The organism is Actinoplanes sp. NPDC000266, assembly GCF_042899005.1.
In the GTDB taxonomy this organism is placed as follows: domain Bacteria; phylum Actinomycetota; class Actinomycetes; order Mycobacteriales; family Micromonosporaceae; genus Actinoplanes.
Genome location: NZ_JBIAZI010000004.1, coordinates 325,075 through 342,840, shown reverse-complemented (window position 1 = coordinate 342,840; position 17,766 = coordinate 325,075). Strand labels below are relative to the sequence as shown.

The 17,766-nt window shown below is 71.3% G+C and carries 16 protein-coding genes; 13 read left to right on the top strand and 3 right to left on the bottom strand.

Going from position 1 to position 17,766, the window contains the following annotated elements:
• Positions 1-15 precede the first annotated feature (15 nt).
• Positions 16-621 (bottom strand): hypothetical protein, encoded by a 606-nt coding sequence (locus ACFY36_RS18160; RefSeq protein WP_499747121.1) that lies wholly within the window; start codon positions 619-621, stop codon positions 16-18.
• 104 nt (positions 622-725) lie between these two features.
• Between ACFY36_RS18160 and ACFY36_RS18155 the strand changes: the two genes are divergently transcribed.
• The 4 genes from ACFY36_RS18155 (at position 726) to ACFY36_RS18140 (ending at position 5,984) form a co-directional block, all read left to right on the top strand.
• Positions 726-1,835: a transporter substrate-binding domain-containing protein gene (locus ACFY36_RS18155; RefSeq protein ID WP_499747120.1), complete on the top strand. Its 1,110-nt coding sequence runs from the start codon at positions 726-728 to the stop codon at positions 1,833-1,835.
• Positions 1,832-2,836, top strand: a complete 1,005-nt coding sequence (locus ACFY36_RS18150) for a hypothetical protein (protein WP_499747119.1) — start codon at positions 1,832-1,834, stop codon at positions 2,834-2,836. Before ACFY36_RS18155 ends, ACFY36_RS18150 begins: the two co-directional genes overlap by 4 nt.
• Positions 2,837-2,906: 70 nt before the next feature.
• Positions 2,907-3,629 carry a PP2C family protein-serine/threonine phosphatase gene (locus tag ACFY36_RS18145; RefSeq protein ID WP_499747118.1) on the top strand — a complete coding sequence of 241 codons (723 nt, stop codon included), beginning with the start codon at positions 2,907-2,909 and terminating at the stop codon, positions 3,627-3,629.
• A gap of 69 nt (positions 3,630-3,698) precedes the next feature.
• Positions 3,699-5,984 (top strand): putative bifunctional diguanylate cyclase/phosphodiesterase, encoded by a 2,286-nt coding sequence (locus ACFY36_RS18140; RefSeq protein ID WP_499747117.1) that lies wholly within the window; start codon positions 3,699-3,701, stop codon positions 5,982-5,984.
• Between the two features lie 26 nt (positions 5,985-6,010).
• Here ACFY36_RS18140 and ACFY36_RS18135 read toward each other — a convergent pair whose 3' ends face one another.
• Together ACFY36_RS18135 and ACFY36_RS18130 are read right to left on the bottom strand one after the other, a co-directional pair.
• Positions 6,011-6,397 (bottom strand): hypothetical protein, encoded by a 387-nt coding sequence (locus ACFY36_RS18135; RefSeq protein ID WP_499747116.1) that lies wholly within the window; start codon positions 6,395-6,397, stop codon positions 6,011-6,013.
• A 110-nt stretch (positions 6,398-6,507) separates the two neighbouring features.
• Positions 6,508-9,228: an ATP-dependent RNA helicase gene (locus ACFY36_RS18130; protein WP_499747115.1), complete on the bottom strand. Its 2,721-nt coding sequence runs from the start codon at positions 9,226-9,228 to the stop codon at positions 6,508-6,510.
• Between the two features lie 134 nt (positions 9,229-9,362).
• Between ACFY36_RS18130 and uraD the strand changes: the two genes are divergently transcribed.
• The 9 genes from uraD (at position 9,363) to ACFY36_RS18085 (ending at position 17,725) form a co-directional block, all read left to right on the top strand.
• Positions 9,363-9,863 (top strand): 2-oxo-4-hydroxy-4-carboxy-5-ureidoimidazoline decarboxylase, encoded by a 501-nt coding sequence (uraD, locus tag ACFY36_RS18125; RefSeq protein ID WP_499747114.1) that lies wholly within the window; start codon positions 9,363-9,365, stop codon positions 9,861-9,863.
• Positions 9,850-10,212 (top strand): hydroxyisourate hydrolase, encoded by a 363-nt coding sequence (gene uraH, locus ACFY36_RS18120; protein ID WP_499747113.1) that lies wholly within the window; start codon positions 9,850-9,852, stop codon positions 10,210-10,212. Before uraD ends, uraH begins: the two co-directional genes overlap by 14 nt.
• A gap of 5 nt (positions 10,213-10,217) precedes the next feature.
• On the top strand, positions 10,218-11,078 hold the full coding sequence (gene pucL / locus ACFY36_RS18115; RefSeq protein ID WP_499747112.1) for a factor-independent urate hydroxylase: 861 nt from the start codon (positions 10,218-10,220) through the stop codon (positions 11,076-11,078).
• A complete protein-coding gene (locus ACFY36_RS18110; protein ID WP_499747111.1) occupies positions 11,075-12,415 on the top strand; it encodes an 8-oxoguanine deaminase in 1,341 nt (446 codons plus the stop codon). Before pucL ends, ACFY36_RS18110 begins: the two co-directional genes overlap by 4 nt.
• Before the next feature lie 228 nt (positions 12,416-12,643).
• A complete protein-coding gene (locus ACFY36_RS18105) occupies positions 12,644-13,759 on the top strand; it encodes a carbohydrate-binding protein (RefSeq protein WP_499747110.1) in 1,116 nt (371 codons plus the stop codon).
• Complete coding sequence (locus ACFY36_RS18100) at positions 13,669-14,055, top strand: DUF1996 domain-containing protein (RefSeq protein WP_499747553.1); 387 nt, start codon at positions 13,669-13,671, stop codon at positions 14,053-14,055. Before ACFY36_RS18105 ends, ACFY36_RS18100 begins: the two co-directional genes overlap by 91 nt.
• A gap of 11 nt (positions 14,056-14,066) precedes the next feature.
• Positions 14,067-15,680 (top strand): malate synthase A, encoded by a 1,614-nt coding sequence (gene aceB / locus ACFY36_RS18095; protein ID WP_499747109.1) that lies wholly within the window; start codon positions 14,067-14,069, stop codon positions 15,678-15,680.
• Complete coding sequence (locus ACFY36_RS18090; protein WP_499747108.1) at positions 15,680-16,798, top strand: DUF6986 family protein; 1,119 nt, start codon at positions 15,680-15,682, stop codon at positions 16,796-16,798. Before aceB ends, ACFY36_RS18090 begins: the two co-directional genes overlap by 1 nt.
• A gap of 174 nt (positions 16,799-16,972) precedes the next feature.
• The gene (locus tag ACFY36_RS18085) at positions 16,973-17,725 is read left to right on the top strand and encodes a hypothetical protein (protein ID WP_499747107.1); all 753 of its coding nucleotides are present in this window, start codon (positions 16,973-16,975) and stop codon (positions 17,723-17,725) included.
• Positions 17,726-17,766: the final 41 nt, after the last annotated feature.

The window sequence follows — 17,766 nt, the reverse complement described above, 5'->3', positions numbered from 1 at the left end:
CGGCCCCACAGGGCCCTAAACCTTCACCCCACGCCACTTTTGGCTGAGCGGATAGGCGAGACCTCGTACGCCATGGATCGCCCCTGTGGGGTGAAGATCGGGCGCGGTGTGGCGCATCGGGTTGTACGCGGGCGGGTCGTCCACTTCGGTCCCTAGTGTGACCCGGCCGACCGCCTTCCCGTCCACGGAGAGCGCGACGGCGCCCTGTCTCATCGTGGCTCCGAGGTAGACCTTGCGGTCGCCGCCGGCCCGGTAGGCCAGGATCGAGCCGTACACGGTGTCGAATCCGCGGCGGGGCACCGGCAGATGGCGCGTGAACCGGCCTTTCCCGCAGGTCGACAGGAGCAGGTCGATCGGGTCGTCCCCGTGCACCCGGATCGCGACGCCGCGGATGTCGAGACGGTCGCCCTTGGTGCCCACCCCTTTGGAGATCCGTACGGTGACCCGGTGGCGGCCCGGGCGGTCGAGCAGCTCCGCCCCGCTGTCGCCACCCCAGATCTCCAGCTCACCGTCGTAGGTGCGTCCCCTGGGGTGCAGGAAGCGCTGACGCCGCGACTTGATCACGCGGACACCGAGGGCCGTGGCCACGGCAGTGATCGCGACGGCGCGTACGGCTCTCATGGAGACGGACTACCCGGCGCGGCCCGGGTGAATCCCCCACCAAGATTCCTGGCCGTAGCATTCGTGCGGCACGATGGGGCCGCCAAGGATGGGGGGAGCGGCGGATGCCCGAAAGCTCGAGCCGGTTCGCGTGGCCGCTGCGCCGGCGCATGCCGGGACCCGACGGGAGCGCCGAGGACATCGCGGTGCAGGACGTCGCGGAACGGGAGGCGGCCGACCGCCAGCTGCCGCCGCCCGAGCCGGAGCCGCTGGTCGATCCGCCGCCGCGGTTCAACCTGGCGATGTTCCGGCTGGCCGCGCTGGGGCTCGCGCTCGTGCTGGCGCTGGTCCTGGCCGTCGTGCGGATCTTCGTGGGCGGGCCGCCGTCGGTGGCCGAGCTGCGCGCCGAGTCCGGGGTGGACACGTGGACCGTCCTGCCCATCGGAGTCAAGGACGATCAGCCAGGCGTGGCCTTCCGCGACGAGAACGGGGTCTGGAGCGGCTTCGACATCGACGTGGCGTACATGGTCGCGGAAGATCTCGGTTTTCGCCGTGACGATGTGCGGTTCTACGGGATGGAGAGCGAGGACCGGCTCCGCATGCAGGCGGTGGACCTTTCCGGTAAGCGCGTTCCGGTCAAGATGGTGATCGCCAGCTTCAGCATCACCGCCGAGCGTGAGGCCGCCCCCGGCGTGACCTTCTCGCAGCCTTATCTGTTCACCGAGCAGTCCGTGCTCACCCTGACCAAGAGCAAGCACCGGCCGGTCTCCACGCTCCGCGATCTCTACGGCGACAAGGTCTGCTCGTTGTCCACCGCGACGAGCGTCTCCGCCTTCGATCCTTCGAAGATCGACGTGATCAGCCGCAACCGCATGCGGGAGTGCATCGCCGACCTGCGCAACGGCAACGTCGACGCGGTCTCCACCGACGCCGCGATCCTGGCCGGCTTCAAGGACAGGTTCCCCAGCGAGTTCCAGCACTGGGATCTCGGCCTGGAGAAGACCGAGGCGTACGGCGTGAACGTCGGCGACAACCTGGCCCTCAAGAAACTCGTCGACCTGACGCTGTACCGCTCGTACCTGGACCCGGCCGACGACCGCTGGGAGACCGCCTACCGTCTCAACCTCCAGTCCGAGACCTCGAACAACAAGACCACGCCGATCGCCGTGGCCCAGCAGCCGCGCGTGTCGCGGCCCGCCATCCGCGAGCTGCCGTGGGAGGACGTCTTCGGATGACCACCACCTTCGTCCCGCGCCGGCGCCGCGCCCAGCTGAACTGGCTGCTGACCGTCCTGCCGGCCTTTCCGCTGGTGCTGCTCGTCCTGCGGTTGTGGTACCTGAGCCAGCAGGACCTGCCCACCATGCTGCTGCTGGTGCAGTACATCAGCCCGCTCGGCATGATCAGCGCCCTGATCATCACGCTGATCTGGACCGTGCCCGCGGTCATCCTGGTGCTGCGCCTGCTCGGCGGCATCCTGCTGGTCAGCAAGCCCGACGACACCGGGCGGTCGCTGCTGGCGGTCACCGCGCTGCGGATGCCCGACTGGGTGGTGCTGCTGGCCGCGATGCTGGCCGCCTTCACCTGGCAGCTGCGGCTGCTGCCCACCCTCTGCATGCTGATCGTGGCGATCCTCGGCCTCACCGCGGCCCAGCGTTTCCGGGGCGTACGCCCGCTGATGTTGTGGATCACCCTGGGCGTGCCGATCCTGGTCGGTGCGCTCGTGCTCACCTTCGTCTGGCCCGGCATCACCGCCGCCCTGCGCACCGGCGAGATCTCGACCGCCGTCCTGCTCGGTGTGCCGCCGCTGCTCGGCCCGTTCCTCACCGGCCCGGTACCGGCGTCGGCCGCCCGTTTGTTCACCCACTGGCCGGCGGTCGGCGCCGCGCTCATCGCGCCGCTGCTCATCGGCATCGTCTTCCTGCGGGCGCCGGTCCTGCCCAACAGCGCCGTGGAGGTCGGCTCCGAAGGCAAAGAGATTGATGTCGTACGGGGTCAGCTGATCAGCGTCGACGACACCTCGACGACCGTGCTCCGTACGACCGGTGAGGTGACCTTCATCCCCAACGACCAGGTGCGTTCCAAGACCCTCTGCCCCGAGCCGGTACGCCCGCCGGAGAGCAGCGTCGCCGTGCGCGGCTGGCCCCTCTCGGCGTCGGTGCTCTCGTGGATCGCCCCGACACGCCGCGTCACGGAGGTGGACCCGCGATGCCTCGGCCGTCCCCTGAATCCCAGCTAGGCGCGTTTTCGGGCGACATGCCGCCGACCACGTGCAGACACGGTTGCAATGATCTGGGAAGCTGCACGCCATGACCTTGCACCTGCGGTGGGCGGCCGTCACCGATCAAGGACATGTCCGGAGCAACAACGAGGACTGTTACTACGCCGGTGACCGGCTCCTCGTCGTGGCCGACGGCATGGGCGGCATGGCCGCCGGCGACCTCGCCAGCCGCCTCGCGATCGAAGCTATCAGCCCGCTCGACGTCCCGATCGAAGACGATCAGCAGATGGACGCCCTGCACCATGCGCTCGAGGTCGCCAACGGCCGGATCGCCGAGACGGTCGAGGCCGACAACTCGCTGCAGGGCATGGGCACGACGCTCACCGCGGTCATCTTCTCCGGCTCCCGGGCCGCGATGGCCCACGTCGGCGACTCCCGGGCCTACCTGCTGCGCGACAGCCGGCTCAACCAGCTGACCAAGGACGACACGTACGTCCAGATGCTCGTCGACCAGGGCCTCATCCGGCCCGAGGAAGCGGCCGGCCACCCGCGCCGCTCGGTGGTGACCCGGGTCCTGCAGGGCGAGCCGGTCAGCCCGTCCTACGTGATCGTCGAGCCCGAGGCGGGCGACCGCTGGCTGCTGTGCAGCGACGGCCTGACCGCGGTGGTCAGCAACGAGACGATCGAGCAGGAGATGCTCGCGGCCGAGGATCCGAAGTCGTGCTGCGAGCGGCTGCTCGACCTGGCCCTGCGCGGCGGCGGCCCCGACAACGTCACGGTGATTGTCGCCGATCTGACAGCCGGCGACTGACCGTCACGACTGCGGTACCTTACTCCGGTCGCGGATCAGGGGGCCCGCGGCTCGTATCGGGTGGTGATGATGACGGCGCGACTTTTCGTCACGCTGGCGCTCGTCCTCGGTGCCGTCGCGGCCGGAGAGCTCACCGGGTCGCGGGGGTGGCGGCTCTTCGAGGACGGCGGGCAGTTGGTCGCGGGTGCGGCCGCGGCCTGGGTGTGTTTCGCGACGGCGCGTGGCCTCGCGGGCATGCACCGGCGGTGGCGGCTCTTCGCCGGTTTCGGGCTGTCCGGGTGGGCGCTGATCCGGCTCTGGTGGCTGGTGCAGGAGCTGATGGTTCCGGGGCGCCCGGCCGACGGCGTCTCCGACGTCGGTTTCTTCGTGCTGCCCGCCTGCCTGCTGGTCGCCCTGCTGTACGCGCCGTACTCCCGCCCGCGGCCGGTGCCGACCTCGGTCCGGCGTGACCAGATCGCCCTGCTGATCGACAGTGTGCTCATCTCCGGGTCGATCCTGGCCCTGCTGTGGTCGGCCGTGCCGTTCGACTGGGGTGGCCGCACCACCGCGATGATCCTGGCCGCCGCGGCGTACCCGGTGGCCGACCTCTTCCTGCTGACCATGGCCGTCCTGCTCCTGCTTACCCAGCCGGGTTCGCGGGCCGGCCGGCAGCCGCTGACCTGGGGCGCGCTGGCGCTGTTGGCCTTCGGCGTCTCCGACACCTTCCGCCTGATCAACCTGGCCGACGGGCAGCTGTCGCCGCTGGAGTCGGCCGGCCATCTGGCCGGCCCGCTGCTGGTGGCGATGGCGGCGCTGAGCCCGGTGGTGATCGGCGACGGCACGGCGTTGCCGAACCGGCACGACTGGCTGCACCTGCTGCTGCCGTACATCCCGGTGACGGCCACCGGCGTCATGATCGCGGTCAACACCGGCACCGGCAAGCCGCTGTCGCCGTTCGAGGCGTACCTGGGCTGGCTGGGCCTGGGCCTGGTGGTGGCCCGGCAGATGTTCACGATCGTCGACAACACGGTGCTGCTCGACCGGATCTCCGAGGGCCGGCAGCGGCTGCACCACCAGGCCTACCACGACCCGCTGACCGGGGTGGCGAACCGGGCGCTGTTCCACGACCGCCTGGCCCGGTCCGCCGGCCGCCCGGTGGCGGTGCTCTTCGCCGACCTCGACGACTTCAAGCTGATAAACGACACCTTCGGCCACGCCATCGGCGACCGGGTCCTGCACGCGATCGCCGACCGCATGCAGCGCTGCGCCGGCCCCGGCGAGTTGGTGGCCCGCCTGGGCGGCGACGAGTTTGCGGTGCTGCTCGACCAGCGCCCGTCCGACGCGGAGGTGGTGGGCCACCGCATCCTGGCCGAGCTGCGCGAGCCGTTCCTGATCGACGGCCACACGATCAGCGTCGGCGCGAGCATCGGCCTGGTGACGCCGACACCGGACGAGCCCTTGTCGGCCGACGCCCTGCTGCGCCGCGCCGACGCGGCGATGTACGCGAGCAAGCGCCGGGGCAAGGGCACGATGGCCCGCTACGCGGGAGCGCAGGACGGCGGCCCACATGCGGACCTGCCCCACCTGCTGGCCCAGGCCCTCGAACAAAACCCCGCCAACGCCGGCTTCGAGGTCTTCTACCAGCCGATAGTCCGCTTCACCGACGGCGCGACGGTGGCGGTGGAGGCGCTGGCCCGCTGGACGTCACCGGTGGTGGGCCCGGTCCACCCGGACGTCTTCGTCTCGGTGGCCGAACGCACCGGCCTGGTGGCCGCGATCGACGACTTCGTCCTGGACCAGGCCTGCGCCGACGCGTCCTCGCTGGCGGTGGTCTTCGGCCGCCCGGTCGACATGCACGTGAACGTGTCGGCGGCCCGCCTGGCCCCCGGCCTGGAAGACGTGGTCCTGGCCGCCTTGTCCCGTCACGGGGTCCCCGCGTCCCGCCTGGTGGTGGAGATAACCGAGACCCGCCGAATCTCCGACCTGACCGCGGCCGCGGCGGTGGTGACGCGCCTGAGGGCGCACGGCATCCGGGTGGCCTTGGACGACTTCGGCAGCGGTTTCAACGCCTTGGCCCAGCTCCACTCCCTGCCGGTGGACATCGTGAAGCTCGACTCGACACTGACGGACGTGGACATAGCCCCCGACCAGGCGGGCGCCCTGTGCCGCTCGGTGGTGACCCTGTGCGACGGCTTGAACATCGCGGTGGTGGCGGAGGGTATCGAAACGCCGTCCCGGGCCGCCGCGCTGGCTTCGCTGGGCTGCCTTATGGGCCAGGGTTACCTTTTCGGTCAGCCCGGCCCCCTGCACCGCTTGCAGCCGCCGGCGATCCCCACTCAGCCGACGGCCCCGTCCTCAGCGGCCCAGCTCTCCTGATCCGCGCTGCCCCCTCGGGCGCCGCTTCAGGCTCGCGGCCGGTGGTATCTCGTCGTCGTGCCGAAGGTCCTGTCCCGGATCTCCACGAAAGTCAGCTGCGGCAGCTCCCCGGCCAGCGCGACGAAGAGATGACGGGCGACCAGCTCGAACGTTGGGCGGAACGCGAACACCTCCGTCCACGGGCGAGCCTCGAGCTCGGCGCAGCGGCCGCGAAGGGTGACCGCCGCCGCGTCGGTGTCGAAGAACCAGCCGCGCTCGGTCAACTGCTCGTCCTCGAAGGCGACCCCGGCCGTCACGACGACTTCCACCCCTTCGCCGGACGTCAGGAGCGGCAGTCCTTCCCGCGCCCGAACCGGCGACGGCAGCCCCTGTACCGCCCGGAATCGGTGTTCCACCTCGACGAGATAGCTCACGAACTCTCCTTGATCGCTTCGGGCCGGCGGGTCGGTTCCGGGTTGGGTGGGGTGGTCCGGCTGGAGTGGAGTCTGGGGCGGCGGGTCGGTTCCCGGTTGGGCGGGGTGGTTCAGCGGGAGCGGGGTTTGGTGCGGCGGGTCGGTTCGGCGGTGGTCGGGTCTTCGGGCCAGGGATGCCGGGGATAGCGGCCCCGGAGTTCGGCCCGCACCTGCGGATAGCCCTGCTGCCAGAAGGACGCCAGGTCGCGGGTGACGGCGACCGGGCGGCCGGCCGGGGAGAGCAGATGCAGCAGCACCGGAACGCGCCCGTCGGCCAGGCGCGGGGCGTTCCGCCAGCCGAAGGCCTCCTGCACCTTGACGGCCAGCACCGGCGACTCGACGTCGGAGTAGTCGACTCGCACCCGCGAGCCGCTCGGCACCGGAAGCCGCTCGGGCGCCACCTCGTCGAGCCGCCCGGCCACCGACCACGGCAGCAACCGCCGCAGGCCGGCCGCCACGTCGACCTTGCCCAGATCGGCCCGGCGCCGCGCCGAGAGATCGACCCACTCGTCGGCCCGGGCGAGGAGAGCCTCATCCGACACGTCCGGCCAGGGCTCACCCATCGCCGCGTGCGCGAAGGCCAGCCTCTCCCGCAACTCGGTCGCGGCGCGGCTCCAGGTCAGCAGCCCCAGCCCTTCGCGATGCAAACCTTCCACGAGCGCCGCCCGCACCAGTGCCGGATCGGGATCGCCCAGCCGCCGCTCCACGAGGGTGATCGCCCCGAGCCGCCGCACCCGGCGCGCCACGACATCACCGTCCACCCACCCGATCTCGACGGCCTCGGCGGCAAGCGTCCCGGCCGCCTCGATCGCCGTGGCCTCATCGAGGGGCGCCGCCGACCGGATCCGCGCCGTACGGGCCCCCGCCGCCCGGTCGGCCGCCGCGACCGCCAGCCACGTGACCCCCGCGAGCCCCGTACCCGCTGTCAGCTCGGCCGCGGTCCCACCGGCCATCAGATAGGCCCGCCCACCCGCTTCCCGAACCCGCGCCACCCGCTCCGGATAGGCCAGCCCCACCACGAGCCCGGCCGCCAGATCATCCGGCAGTCGCCCCTCCCGCCCGCCGGCCTGGATCCGTGCCTGCCCGTCCGGCCCGGCGATCGGGTCTGGTTTGTGTGTTATGTCGGTCTGGAGTCGGTTATCCGGCCCGGCGGCGTGGGCCGGCCGCTGCGGCTCGCTGGGACGGGCCCGCTCCTGCGGCTCGCCGGCTTCGCCCTGTCGGTCGTCCGCTCGGGTGCTGCGGTCGCCACCTGACTCCTCGCCGGGCTCGGGGAGGGCGGCGGCGTCGGTCACGTCCGGCACGGTCTCGTCGGTGGGGTTGCGGTTCAGGGCGGCTGTGAGGCGGCGAACCTCGTTGCGCCAGGTGGGGTCGGTGGCGCCGCGGGCCCGGCGCCAGGCGGCGACCAGGTCGTCGGTGGTGGTGCGGTCGTCGTCGAGGAGGGCGACGATCTCGGCGGCCCGGCGGGCGCCGACCAGGGCGGCTCCGTCGAGCAGGGCCCGGGCCAGGCGCGGGTGGAGGCCGGCGTCGGCCAGGGCGCGGCCGCGCGGCGTTATGCGGCCCGTGTCGTCGACGGCGCCCAGGTCGTGCAGGGTCGCCGTGGCGGATTGCAGGGCGCCGGCCGGCGGCCGGTCGGGCAGGGACAGGCCGGTGCCGTCGGGGTGGCCCCAGAGCGCCAGGTCGAGGGCGAAGCCGGTCAGGTCGGCGGCGGCGATCTCGGGCTCGGGCTGGGCCGGCAGCCGGCCGTGCTGCGCCTCGGACCAGCAGCGGTAGACGCGGCCGGGCGCCTCACGGCCCGCCCGGCCGGCGCGCTGCACGGCGGCGGCCCGCGAGACCGGCACGGTGGCCAGGGCGCCCAGCCCGCGCGCGTGGTCCATGCGCGGCACCCGGCTCAGCCCGGCGTCGACCACCACCCGAACCCCCGGCACGGTCAGACTGCTCTCGGCGACGGCCGTCGCCAGCACGACCCGCCGCCGCGGCCCGGCCCGCAGCGCGGCGTCCTGCACCGCGCCGGGCTGGCGGCCGTGCAGCGCGATGACGTCGACCTCGCCACCGGAGAGCTTGCCGGCGACCAGGTCGATCTCCCGGGCGCCGGGGAGGAAGACCAGGACGTCGCCGGGGGACTCGGTCAGGGCTCGGCGAACCGTCGCGGCCACGTGGTCGAGCAGGCGCGGGTCGACGCGCAGGCCCCGAGGGGGTGTGATCGGGGTGGCCGGTGGGGTCCAGCTGACTTCGACCGGGAAGAGCGGGGACTCGGCGGCCACCACCGGCGCGTCGCCGAGGATCTGGGACAGGCGTTCGGCGTCGGCCGTGGCCGAGGTGGCCAGCACCGCCAGGTCGGGGCGCAGCGCCGCCCGCACCTCGATCAGGAAGGCCAGGGCCAGGTCGGTGTCGAGGTGGCGTTCGTGGCACTCGTCGAGGATCACCGCGGCCGTGCCGGCCAGCTCCGGGTCGCGCTGGAGGCGGCGCACCAGGACTCCCGTGGTCACGACCTCGATCTCCGTACGACGGGAAGTCTGCCTGTCGCCCCTGACCGTGTAACCCACCCGGTCGCCGACCCGCTCGCCCAGCAGCGACGCCATGCGGCGGGCGGCGGCCCGGGCGGCCAGGCGGCGGGGCTCGGCGACCACCACACGGCCTCTTCCGCCGGCCAGGGCCAGCGGCACCAGCGTCGTCTTGCCCGTGCCGGGCGGGGCCACCAGCACCGCCGCGCCGGCGGTGGCCAGCGCCTCCCGCACCCGGGGCAGGACCGGGCGGATCGGAAGGGCGGGCAGAGCGTCGTCGGCAATCAGCACCCGACCATCCTCGCCCAGGGGTACGACAGCTCGCCGAAGGGCGGACCGTCTGGCAATGTGTCTGAAACCGGAAAGGACTGCACCCGTACGAGTTGGCCTGCTTGACTGATCGACTAGAGGAAGGGGTTGCCCGGATGGACGCGGTCGAGGTGTTCAACTCGATGCCCGCCGTACACCTCGGTGAGAACCTCAAAGCCTGCTGCGCGGCACCCACCTGGGGTGCGACGGTCGTCGCGAGACGGCCCTATCGGGACCGGGCCGCCATCCTGGCCGAGGCCGACGCCGCCTCGCGGGCCTTGAGCTGGGAGGGTGTGCTCACGAGCCTGGCCGCTCATCCGCGGATCGGCGAGCGCGCCGCCGGCGATTCGCAGGAGGCCGCCTGGTCGCGGCTCGAGCAGTCCGCCGCCGCGCGGGGCGATGACCAGGCCGAGTTGATCGCGGTCAATCAGGCGTACGAACGGAAATTTGGTCATGTCTTTTTGATCTTTGCCAGTGGGCGATCGCAGGCGGAGATCCTGGCCGCGGCGCGGGAGCGGCTCGGCAACGACGAGGAGACCGAGCGGGCGATCGTGTCCGACGAGCTTCGCAAGATCGCGCGGGTGCGGCTGGAACGGGTGATCGATGCCCTCGCATGACGGCACGGAGCCCGAGTTCCACGCGAAGATCTCCACGCACATCCTCGACACGGTGAGCGGCGAGCCGGCGCGTGACGTGTACGTGCGGCTGGAGCGCCGTGACTCCGAGGGCTGGCAGCAGCTGGCCGACGGGCGCACCGACGACGACGGCCGGTTCCGGTTCCGCGTGCCGATGCACCAGCGGCAGGCCGGCGGTTTCCGCCTCTTCTTCTACGTCGAGCCCTACCTGGGCGACGACTGTTTCTTTCCCGAGGTCACGGTCGCCTTCCACGTCCGTGACCCGGAGCGGCACTACCACGTGCCGCTGCTGCTCAGCCGCTACGGCTACACCACCTATCGAGGGAGCTGACGGGCGTGTCGATCGTGCTCGGGGAGAACCGTTACGGCAAGGCGGAGACGCGGCTGGTCCGCGTGTCCCGTGACGGCGAAACGCATTCGCTGATCGACTTCACGGTCGGCGTGGCCCTCTCCGGCGATCTCGCCGCGACCCATCTGACCGGCGACAACTCGGGCGTACTGCCGACCGACACCATGAAGAACACGGTGTACGCCTTCGCGAAGGAGCACGGTGTCGGCGAGCCCGAGGAGTTCGCGCTGCTGCTGGCCCGCCACTTCGTGACCTCGCAACCGCAGGTGCGTGCGGCCCGGGTCAGCGTCGAGGCGCTCGGCTGGGAGCGGCTCGGTCCCCACTCGTTCCGGAAAAAGGGCGACCACGTCCGTACGGCCGAAGTGACCGTGACCGTCGAACAGACCGAGGTGATCTCCGGGGTCACGGGTCTGACCTTGCTGAACACGACCGCGTCGGAGTTCCAGGGTTTCGTGCGCGACAAATACACCACCCTGCCCGAGGCCACCGACCGCGTCCTCGCGACCGCCGTCGACGCCCGCTGGCGCCACCTGAGCGACGGCGCCGACTGGGCCAAGTCGTTCGAGGGTGCCCTCGACGCGCTGGTCAAGGGCTTCGTGAACACGTACAGCGGCTCGTTGCAGCAGACCCTGTTCGCGATGGGCAGCCACGTGCTGCGCACCCGGGAGGAGATCGCCGAGATCCGGCTCGCCCTGCCCAACAAGCACCACTATCTGGTCGACCTGTCGCCGTTCGGCCTGACCAACGACAACGAGGTCTTCATCGCCGGTGACCGGCCGTACGGGTTGATCGAGGGCACCGTGACCCGCGACGACGTGCCCGAGGCGCTGACGGAGTGGTACAGATGATCGTCATCGGCAACGTCGCGGTGGCCACGGTCGACGCCCACGACACCTATCACGCCGACGGCCATGTCGTGGTCGGCGACGACGGCCGGATAGCCGCGGTCGGCGCCGGGCGTTACGAAGGGCCGGCCCGGATCGTCGACGGCACCGGCTGCCTGGTCACGCCCGGCCTGGTCAACACCCACCACCACCTCTACCAGTGGGCGACCCGGGGCCTGGCCCTCGACGAGACGCTGTTCGGCTGGCTGACCACGCTCTACCCGATCTGGGGCCGGCTCGACGCCGAGATCGTCGGCGCGGCCGCCGGGGCCGGGCTGGGCTGGCTGGCGCTGTCCGGCTGCACCACCTCGATGGATCACCACTACGTCTTCCCGCGCGACGGCGGCGACGTGCTCGAGGCCGAGATCGAGGCGGCGCGGCGACTGGGCGTGCGCTTCCACCCGACGCGCGGGTCGATGGATCTGAGCCGGAAGGACGGCGGGCTGCCGCCCGACAACGTGGTGGAGGAGACCGACGAGGCCCTGGCCGCCACCGAGGCCGCGATCGATCGCTGGCACGACCCGTCGCCCGACGCGATGCTGAAGATCGCGGTGGCGCCCTGCTCACCGTTCTCGGTGACCGAGCGGCTGATGAGCGAGGCGGCCCAGCTGGCCCGGCGCAAGGGCGTCCGCCTGCACACCCACCTGGCCGAGACCGACGACGAGGAGGAGTTCTGCCAGAAGCGTTTCGGCTGCACGCCGGTCGAATACGCGGAACGCCTGGGCTGGCTCGGCGACGACGTGTGGCTGGCCCACGGGGTGCATCTGGACGACGCCGCGATCGCTCGATTGGCCGCCACCGGGACGGGTGTTGCCCACTGCCCGAGCTCCAACGCGCGCCTCGGCGCGGGCGCGGCCCGTGTCCGTGAGCTGCTCGACCATCGCGTCCCGGTCGGGCTGGGCGTCGACGGCTCGGCCTCGCAGGAGGCGGCCCATCTGGGGGAGGAGCTGCGGCAGGCGCTCTACACGGCGCGGATCCGGGGCGGCCCGGGCGCGCTGAACGCCCGCGAGGCCCTGCGGCTGGGCACCATGGGCGGCGCCCGCTGCCTGGGCCGGCAGGACGATCTCGGATCGATCGAGGTGGGCAAGCTGGCCGACCTGGTGGTGTGGCGTCTCGACGGCCTGGGCCACGAGGGCATCGACGACAAGCTGGCCGCCCTGGTCTTCGGCCCGGCCGCGCCGGTCGAGCTGTCCCTGGTCGGTGGCCGGCCGCTCGTGGAGCGGGGCGAGCTCGTCCACGGTGACGCCGAGACCCTGGCCCGGGAGGCCCGCCGCGCCCACCGCCGGCTCCTCCAGGCTTAAGGAAGACTTAAGAAAGAAAACCAGTAAAAGCGTTATTGGGTACGGATATCACGGCCACCTGCGGCTATGAAAAGTGTTATTCCTAAGTCTTTCTCCGCAGATTGAAATAGGTATCTCATATCTGCATACTCCCTGGTGAACGGTCCCCCCACGCTCACTTGGAACGGCAGAACAATGCGGACTGACTCCCAACACGTCGCACCGCCCGATCCGCGAACCCGGCGCCGCGTGACCCGTACCGTCCTCGGTGCGGCCGTCGTCGTGACCCTGGGCGGCAGTGGCGTCTACATCGCCAGCGCCAACGCGGCCGAGACCGTCGTGCCCGGCCGCCTCCAGGCCGAGGCCTTCTCGGCCCAGTCCGGCGCGCAGACCCAGAACACCGACGACAAGGACGGCGGCAAGAACGTCGGCTGGCTCGCGAACGGCGACTGGCTGCGCTACGACAACGTCACCATCGGCTCGACGGTCACCGCGCGGATCGCCTCCGACAACTCGGCCGGCGGCTCGATCGAGCTGCGGCTCGGCTCGGCCACGGGCACGCTGCTGACCACCATCCCGGTCGCCCGGACCGGCGGCTGGCAGAAGTGGGTCACGCGCACCGCCACCGTGAAGGCGCCGGCCGGCAAGCAGAAGCTCGTCGCGGTGATGAAGAGCAAGCAGGCCTCCGACTTCGTGAACATCAACTGGTTCACCCTCGGCGCCGCGCCGGCCACCACGGCGCCGACCCCGGCCGCGACGACGACGGCGCCCACGACCGCTCCCACCACCGCCCCGCCGGTCGAGAGCGCCGGCTGGGTGACCATGGACCAGGCCAAGTGGAAGGCGCAGCTGGCCGCCTTCAACGCGATGACCCCCAAGACCATCACCAACAACCCGGTGCGCGTCTCGGAGTTCAACGCCTCCTGCACGGTGAGCCACTCGAAGGCCGACGACCCGATCGTGCTGCCCGGCCTGCCCGGCGGGTCGCACATGCACTCGTTCCTGGGCAACGACGCCACCGACGCCTTCACCACCACGGACACCCTGCTCAAGAACGCCGGTTCCAGCTGCAAGCCGCTGCAGGACCGCTCGGCGTACTGGATACCGACCCTCTACGAGAACGGCAAGGCGATCGAGCCGCACGGCGTCACCGTGTACTACGGCTCGCGTCTGCCCGACCCGACCAGGACGGTGCCGTTCCCGCAGGGCTTCCGCATGATCGTCGGCGACGCCAAGCGCCAGATCGACACCCCGAAGGGCGCCCCGGGCCAGTTCTGTGCGCCGGCATCGGCGGCGAGACCGGCCGCAGCGCCGACGGCAACTGGCCGGTCTGCGCCAAGACCGCCGAGCTCACGTTCCAGCTGACCTTCCCGGACTGCTGGGACGGCGTACACCTGGACAGCCCCGACCACAAGTCGCACGTCGGCCCGGCCGACGGCCAGGGCAAGTGCAGCGGCAAGTTCCCGGTGGCGATCCCGTCGCTCTCGTTCGTGATCGGCTATCCGAGCTCGGGCAGCGGCGCCGGCTTCAAGCTGTCCTCCGGCAACGCCAGCTCGATGCACGGCGACGCGTTCTTCGCCTGGGACGACGCCGCCCTCGGCCACCGGGTCAAGGACTGCATCGTGCAGAAGGCCAAGTGCAACACGGACGGCAATTTCTGACATAGCGGGCTGTGGACAAGGGGCTGTGGACAACCGGGCACAGCCCCTTTTTCTCCACTACGGTACGGAGGAGGCCAGCACCGCGAGAGGAGCCGTCGACGATGACCGAGATCCTGTCCGACGAAGCAGTGGCGTTCGTCGCCGATCTGAACAGGCGCTTCCGTCCCCGTCGCAACGAGCTGCTCGAGGCCCGTCGTCAGCGCCGCTTTGGTTTTCTCGCTGAGACGGCTGACATCCGCGCCGCCGAGTGGAGCGCGCCGCCCGCGCCGGCCGATCTGCAGGACCGCCGCGTCGAGATCACCGGCCCCACCGAGCGCAAGATGACCATCAACGCGCTCAACTCCGGGGCCAAGGTCTGGCTGGCCGACCTCGAGGACGCGAACACCCCCCACTGGCAGAACGTCGTCGACGGCCAGCAGAACCTGCACGACGCGATCCGCCGGACCATAACCTTGAAGACCGACGCCAAGACGTACGAGCTGAGCGGCGGCCCCTATCCGACGATCGTGATGCGACCGCGGGGCTGGCATCTCGACGAGCGTCATCTGCCGGTCGACGGCGAGCCCGCGGTCGGCGCGCTGGTCGATTTCGGCCTCTACTTCTTCCACAACGCCAAGGAACTGATCGAGCGCGGCAGCGGGCCGTATTTCTACCTGCCGAAGATGGAGTCCCACAAGGAAGCCGCCCTGTGGAACGACGTTTTCACCTATGCGCAGGAGGCGCTCGGCGTCCCGGTCGGCACGATCCGCGCGACGGTGCTGATCGAGACCATCCCGGCCGCGTTCGAGATGGAGGAGATCCTGTACGCGCTGCGCCCGCACATCTCGGGCCTGAACGCCGGCCGGTGGGACTACCTGTTCAGCATCATCAAATACTTCCGCGACGACCCGTCGATGATCCTGCCCGACCGCGCCTCGGTGACGATGACGGCGCCGTTCATGCGGGCCTACACCGAGCTGCTGGTCAGCACGTGCCACCGGCGCGGGGCGTTCGCGATGGGCGGCATGGCGGCCTTCATCCCGAGCCGCCGCGACCCTCAGGTGAACGAGGTGGCGCTGGCCAAGGTCCGCGAGGACAAGGAGCGGGAGGCCGGCGACGGTTTCGACGGCTCCTGGGTCGCCCACCCCGACCTGGTCCCGGTCTGCCAGGAGATCTTCGACCGGGTGCTCGGCGACGGGCCCAACCAGCTCGCCCGGCAGCGTCCCGACGTCCAGGTCACGGCCGAGCAGCTGCTCGACGTGGCGAGCACTCCGGGCGAGGTCACCGAAAGGGGCCTGCGCTCCAATGTCGAGGTCGCCCTGCGCTATCTGGAGGCGTGGCTGCGCGGCAACGGCGCGGTGGCGATCAACAACCTGATGGAGGACGCGGCCACGGCCGAGATCTCCCGGTCGCAGGTGTGGCAGTGGATCCACAACGGCGTGCGCCTGCCCGACGGCACCGAGATCACGGCCGATCTGGTGGGCCGCGTCGAGGACGAGGAGCTGGCCGCGATCCGCGAGACGATCGGCGACGAGGCGTGGGCGGCGAGCCGCTTCGACGACGCCCGCAAGCTGTTCGAGCGGGTGGCGCTGGCCGACGACTTCGCCGACTTCCTGACCACCGCGGCGTACGACTCGATCGACTGATGCGTCTCACCGGCGACGACTATGCCGAGTTCGACGCTCGGCTGGCCCCGCACGATGCCCATCTGCGGAGCCGCTATCCGGGAGAGCGGGCGGGCCGCCAGCCGGTGCATACCGTCTACGTGCCCGCGGACCGTCTCGACGGCTTCCGTGACTGGGGTGCGAGCGCGCTGGAAGCCATGGGCGAGTTCGGTTTCCCCTGGCGCGAGGAGGGCGTCGAGGAGAAGCTGCGCACCGAGCCGATCGAGGATCTCCGGGTGGACTTCGAGGACGGTTACGGCGTCCGCGACGACGACCAGGAGGACGCCGAGGTCCGCCGGGCCGTCAAGATCCTGCGGGACGGGCCGCGGCCGCCCTTCCTGGGCCTGCGGATCAAGTCGCTCGAGGCGCCGACCCGCCACCGGGCGCTGCGCACGCTCGACCTGTTCCTCGACTCCTATCAGGACACCGACGTCGTCGTCACCCTGCCCAAGGTCAGCGGCCCGGCCCAGGTCGAGGCCATGGTCGCGCTGCTCGACAGGCTCGGGGCGCCGATCGGCTTCGAGATTCAGGTCGAGCTGCCCAGCGCCATCCTGTCGGCCGGCGGCGTGGCCACGGTGGCCCAGCTGATCACCGCCGCCGAGGGCCGCTGCACGGGCCTGCACTACGGGACGTACGACTACAGCGCCGCGGCCGGGGTGGCCGCCGCCTATCAGGCGATGGACCATCCCGCGGCCGACTACGCGAAGGCTGTCATGCAGGTCGCCGCCGCGCAGACCGGTGTCCGGCTCTCCGACGGCTCGACGAACGTCCTGCCGGTGGGCGCCCGCGACGAGGTCCACCACGCGTGGGAGCTGCATCACCGCCTCGTCCGCCGATCCCTCGAACGGGGCTTCTACCAGGGCTGGGATCTCCATCCGGCCCAGTTGCCGACCCGGTACGCGGCCACGTACGCGTTCTTCCGCGACGGGCGCGACGCCGCGGTGACCCGCCTGCGCCGCTACGCCGACCGTCAGGAGAGCGGCATCGCCGACGAGCCCGCGACCGCCCGCGCCCTGGCCGCGTACCTCCTGCGCGGGCTCGACTGCGGCGCCCTCACCGACGCCGGCTTCTCCCGACCCGAGTTGATGGCCTTCCTCTGACAGTTTCTCTCAAGGCCGGAACCAAAGGACCGGCTACGTACGCGGGGGCAGGCGGGCCAACCGCACGATCGGGCACCCGCCTCTCGGCGCGACCTTTCCGGGGCTCGAGGCCGCAGAGCGGCTTTCGCGTTCGGAAGCGGCCTGTTCATCTTCGGCCGCTATGGTGCGCACCTGATGATCGATACGAGTGCGGCTCCTCGGGAAGCGGTCCGTGGCAAGCGCCGGGCCGCGGTCGGCGTGTGGCTCGCGTTGACCGTGGCGGCGCTGTTCGCCGTGGCGGGCGCGCGGCTGGGCTGGACGGCGGCCGGTGACCTGCCGGACGAGCGGCAGATGAGCTCGATCGTGGACACCGTGCTTCCGAATGCCGTGTGGCCGGAGGCCGAGCGGCACGACTACATCGGCGGCTCGCCGGACGAGTCGCCGAACTGGCTGATCTGGGGCTACGACTGGTACGGCCCGGGTTTCGCCGCGGCGAAGACCGGCGGGATCGACCTCGCCGGGGCCGCTCCGCGTCTCGCCGCGGCCGGCTGGCGCGTCGGGGAACCGGCCGACGATCAGCTCACGGCGGCCAACCACCAGTGGCGGCTGGCCGTCTACACCGACGGCAGCGTCGACGTGCAACGTTCCGAGCCGTGGCTCGCGCTGGTGCTGGCCATCGTCTTCGGCATCGCCGGCGGGTTGCTCGGCTGGCGACTCCGCACCTGGGCCGGGGTCGCCGGCCTCGGCTTCCTCATTCCGCACACGCTGGTCGTGCCGTTAAGCCTCGGCTTCGACGTGGCCGCCCGGTTCGGTACCGGACAGTTCGGCCTGCTGTGGGAGCCGTTGATGTCGGCCGAGCTGCGCCTGCTCACACTCGTCGGCGCGGCCGTGTTGCTCGCCTCGCTGATCCGCCGAGCCCAGGCGTCCTTGATACGGGACAACGACTGATCGCCGTTTCGGGCGGTTAGGGCAGGCTTCCCGACGTACGA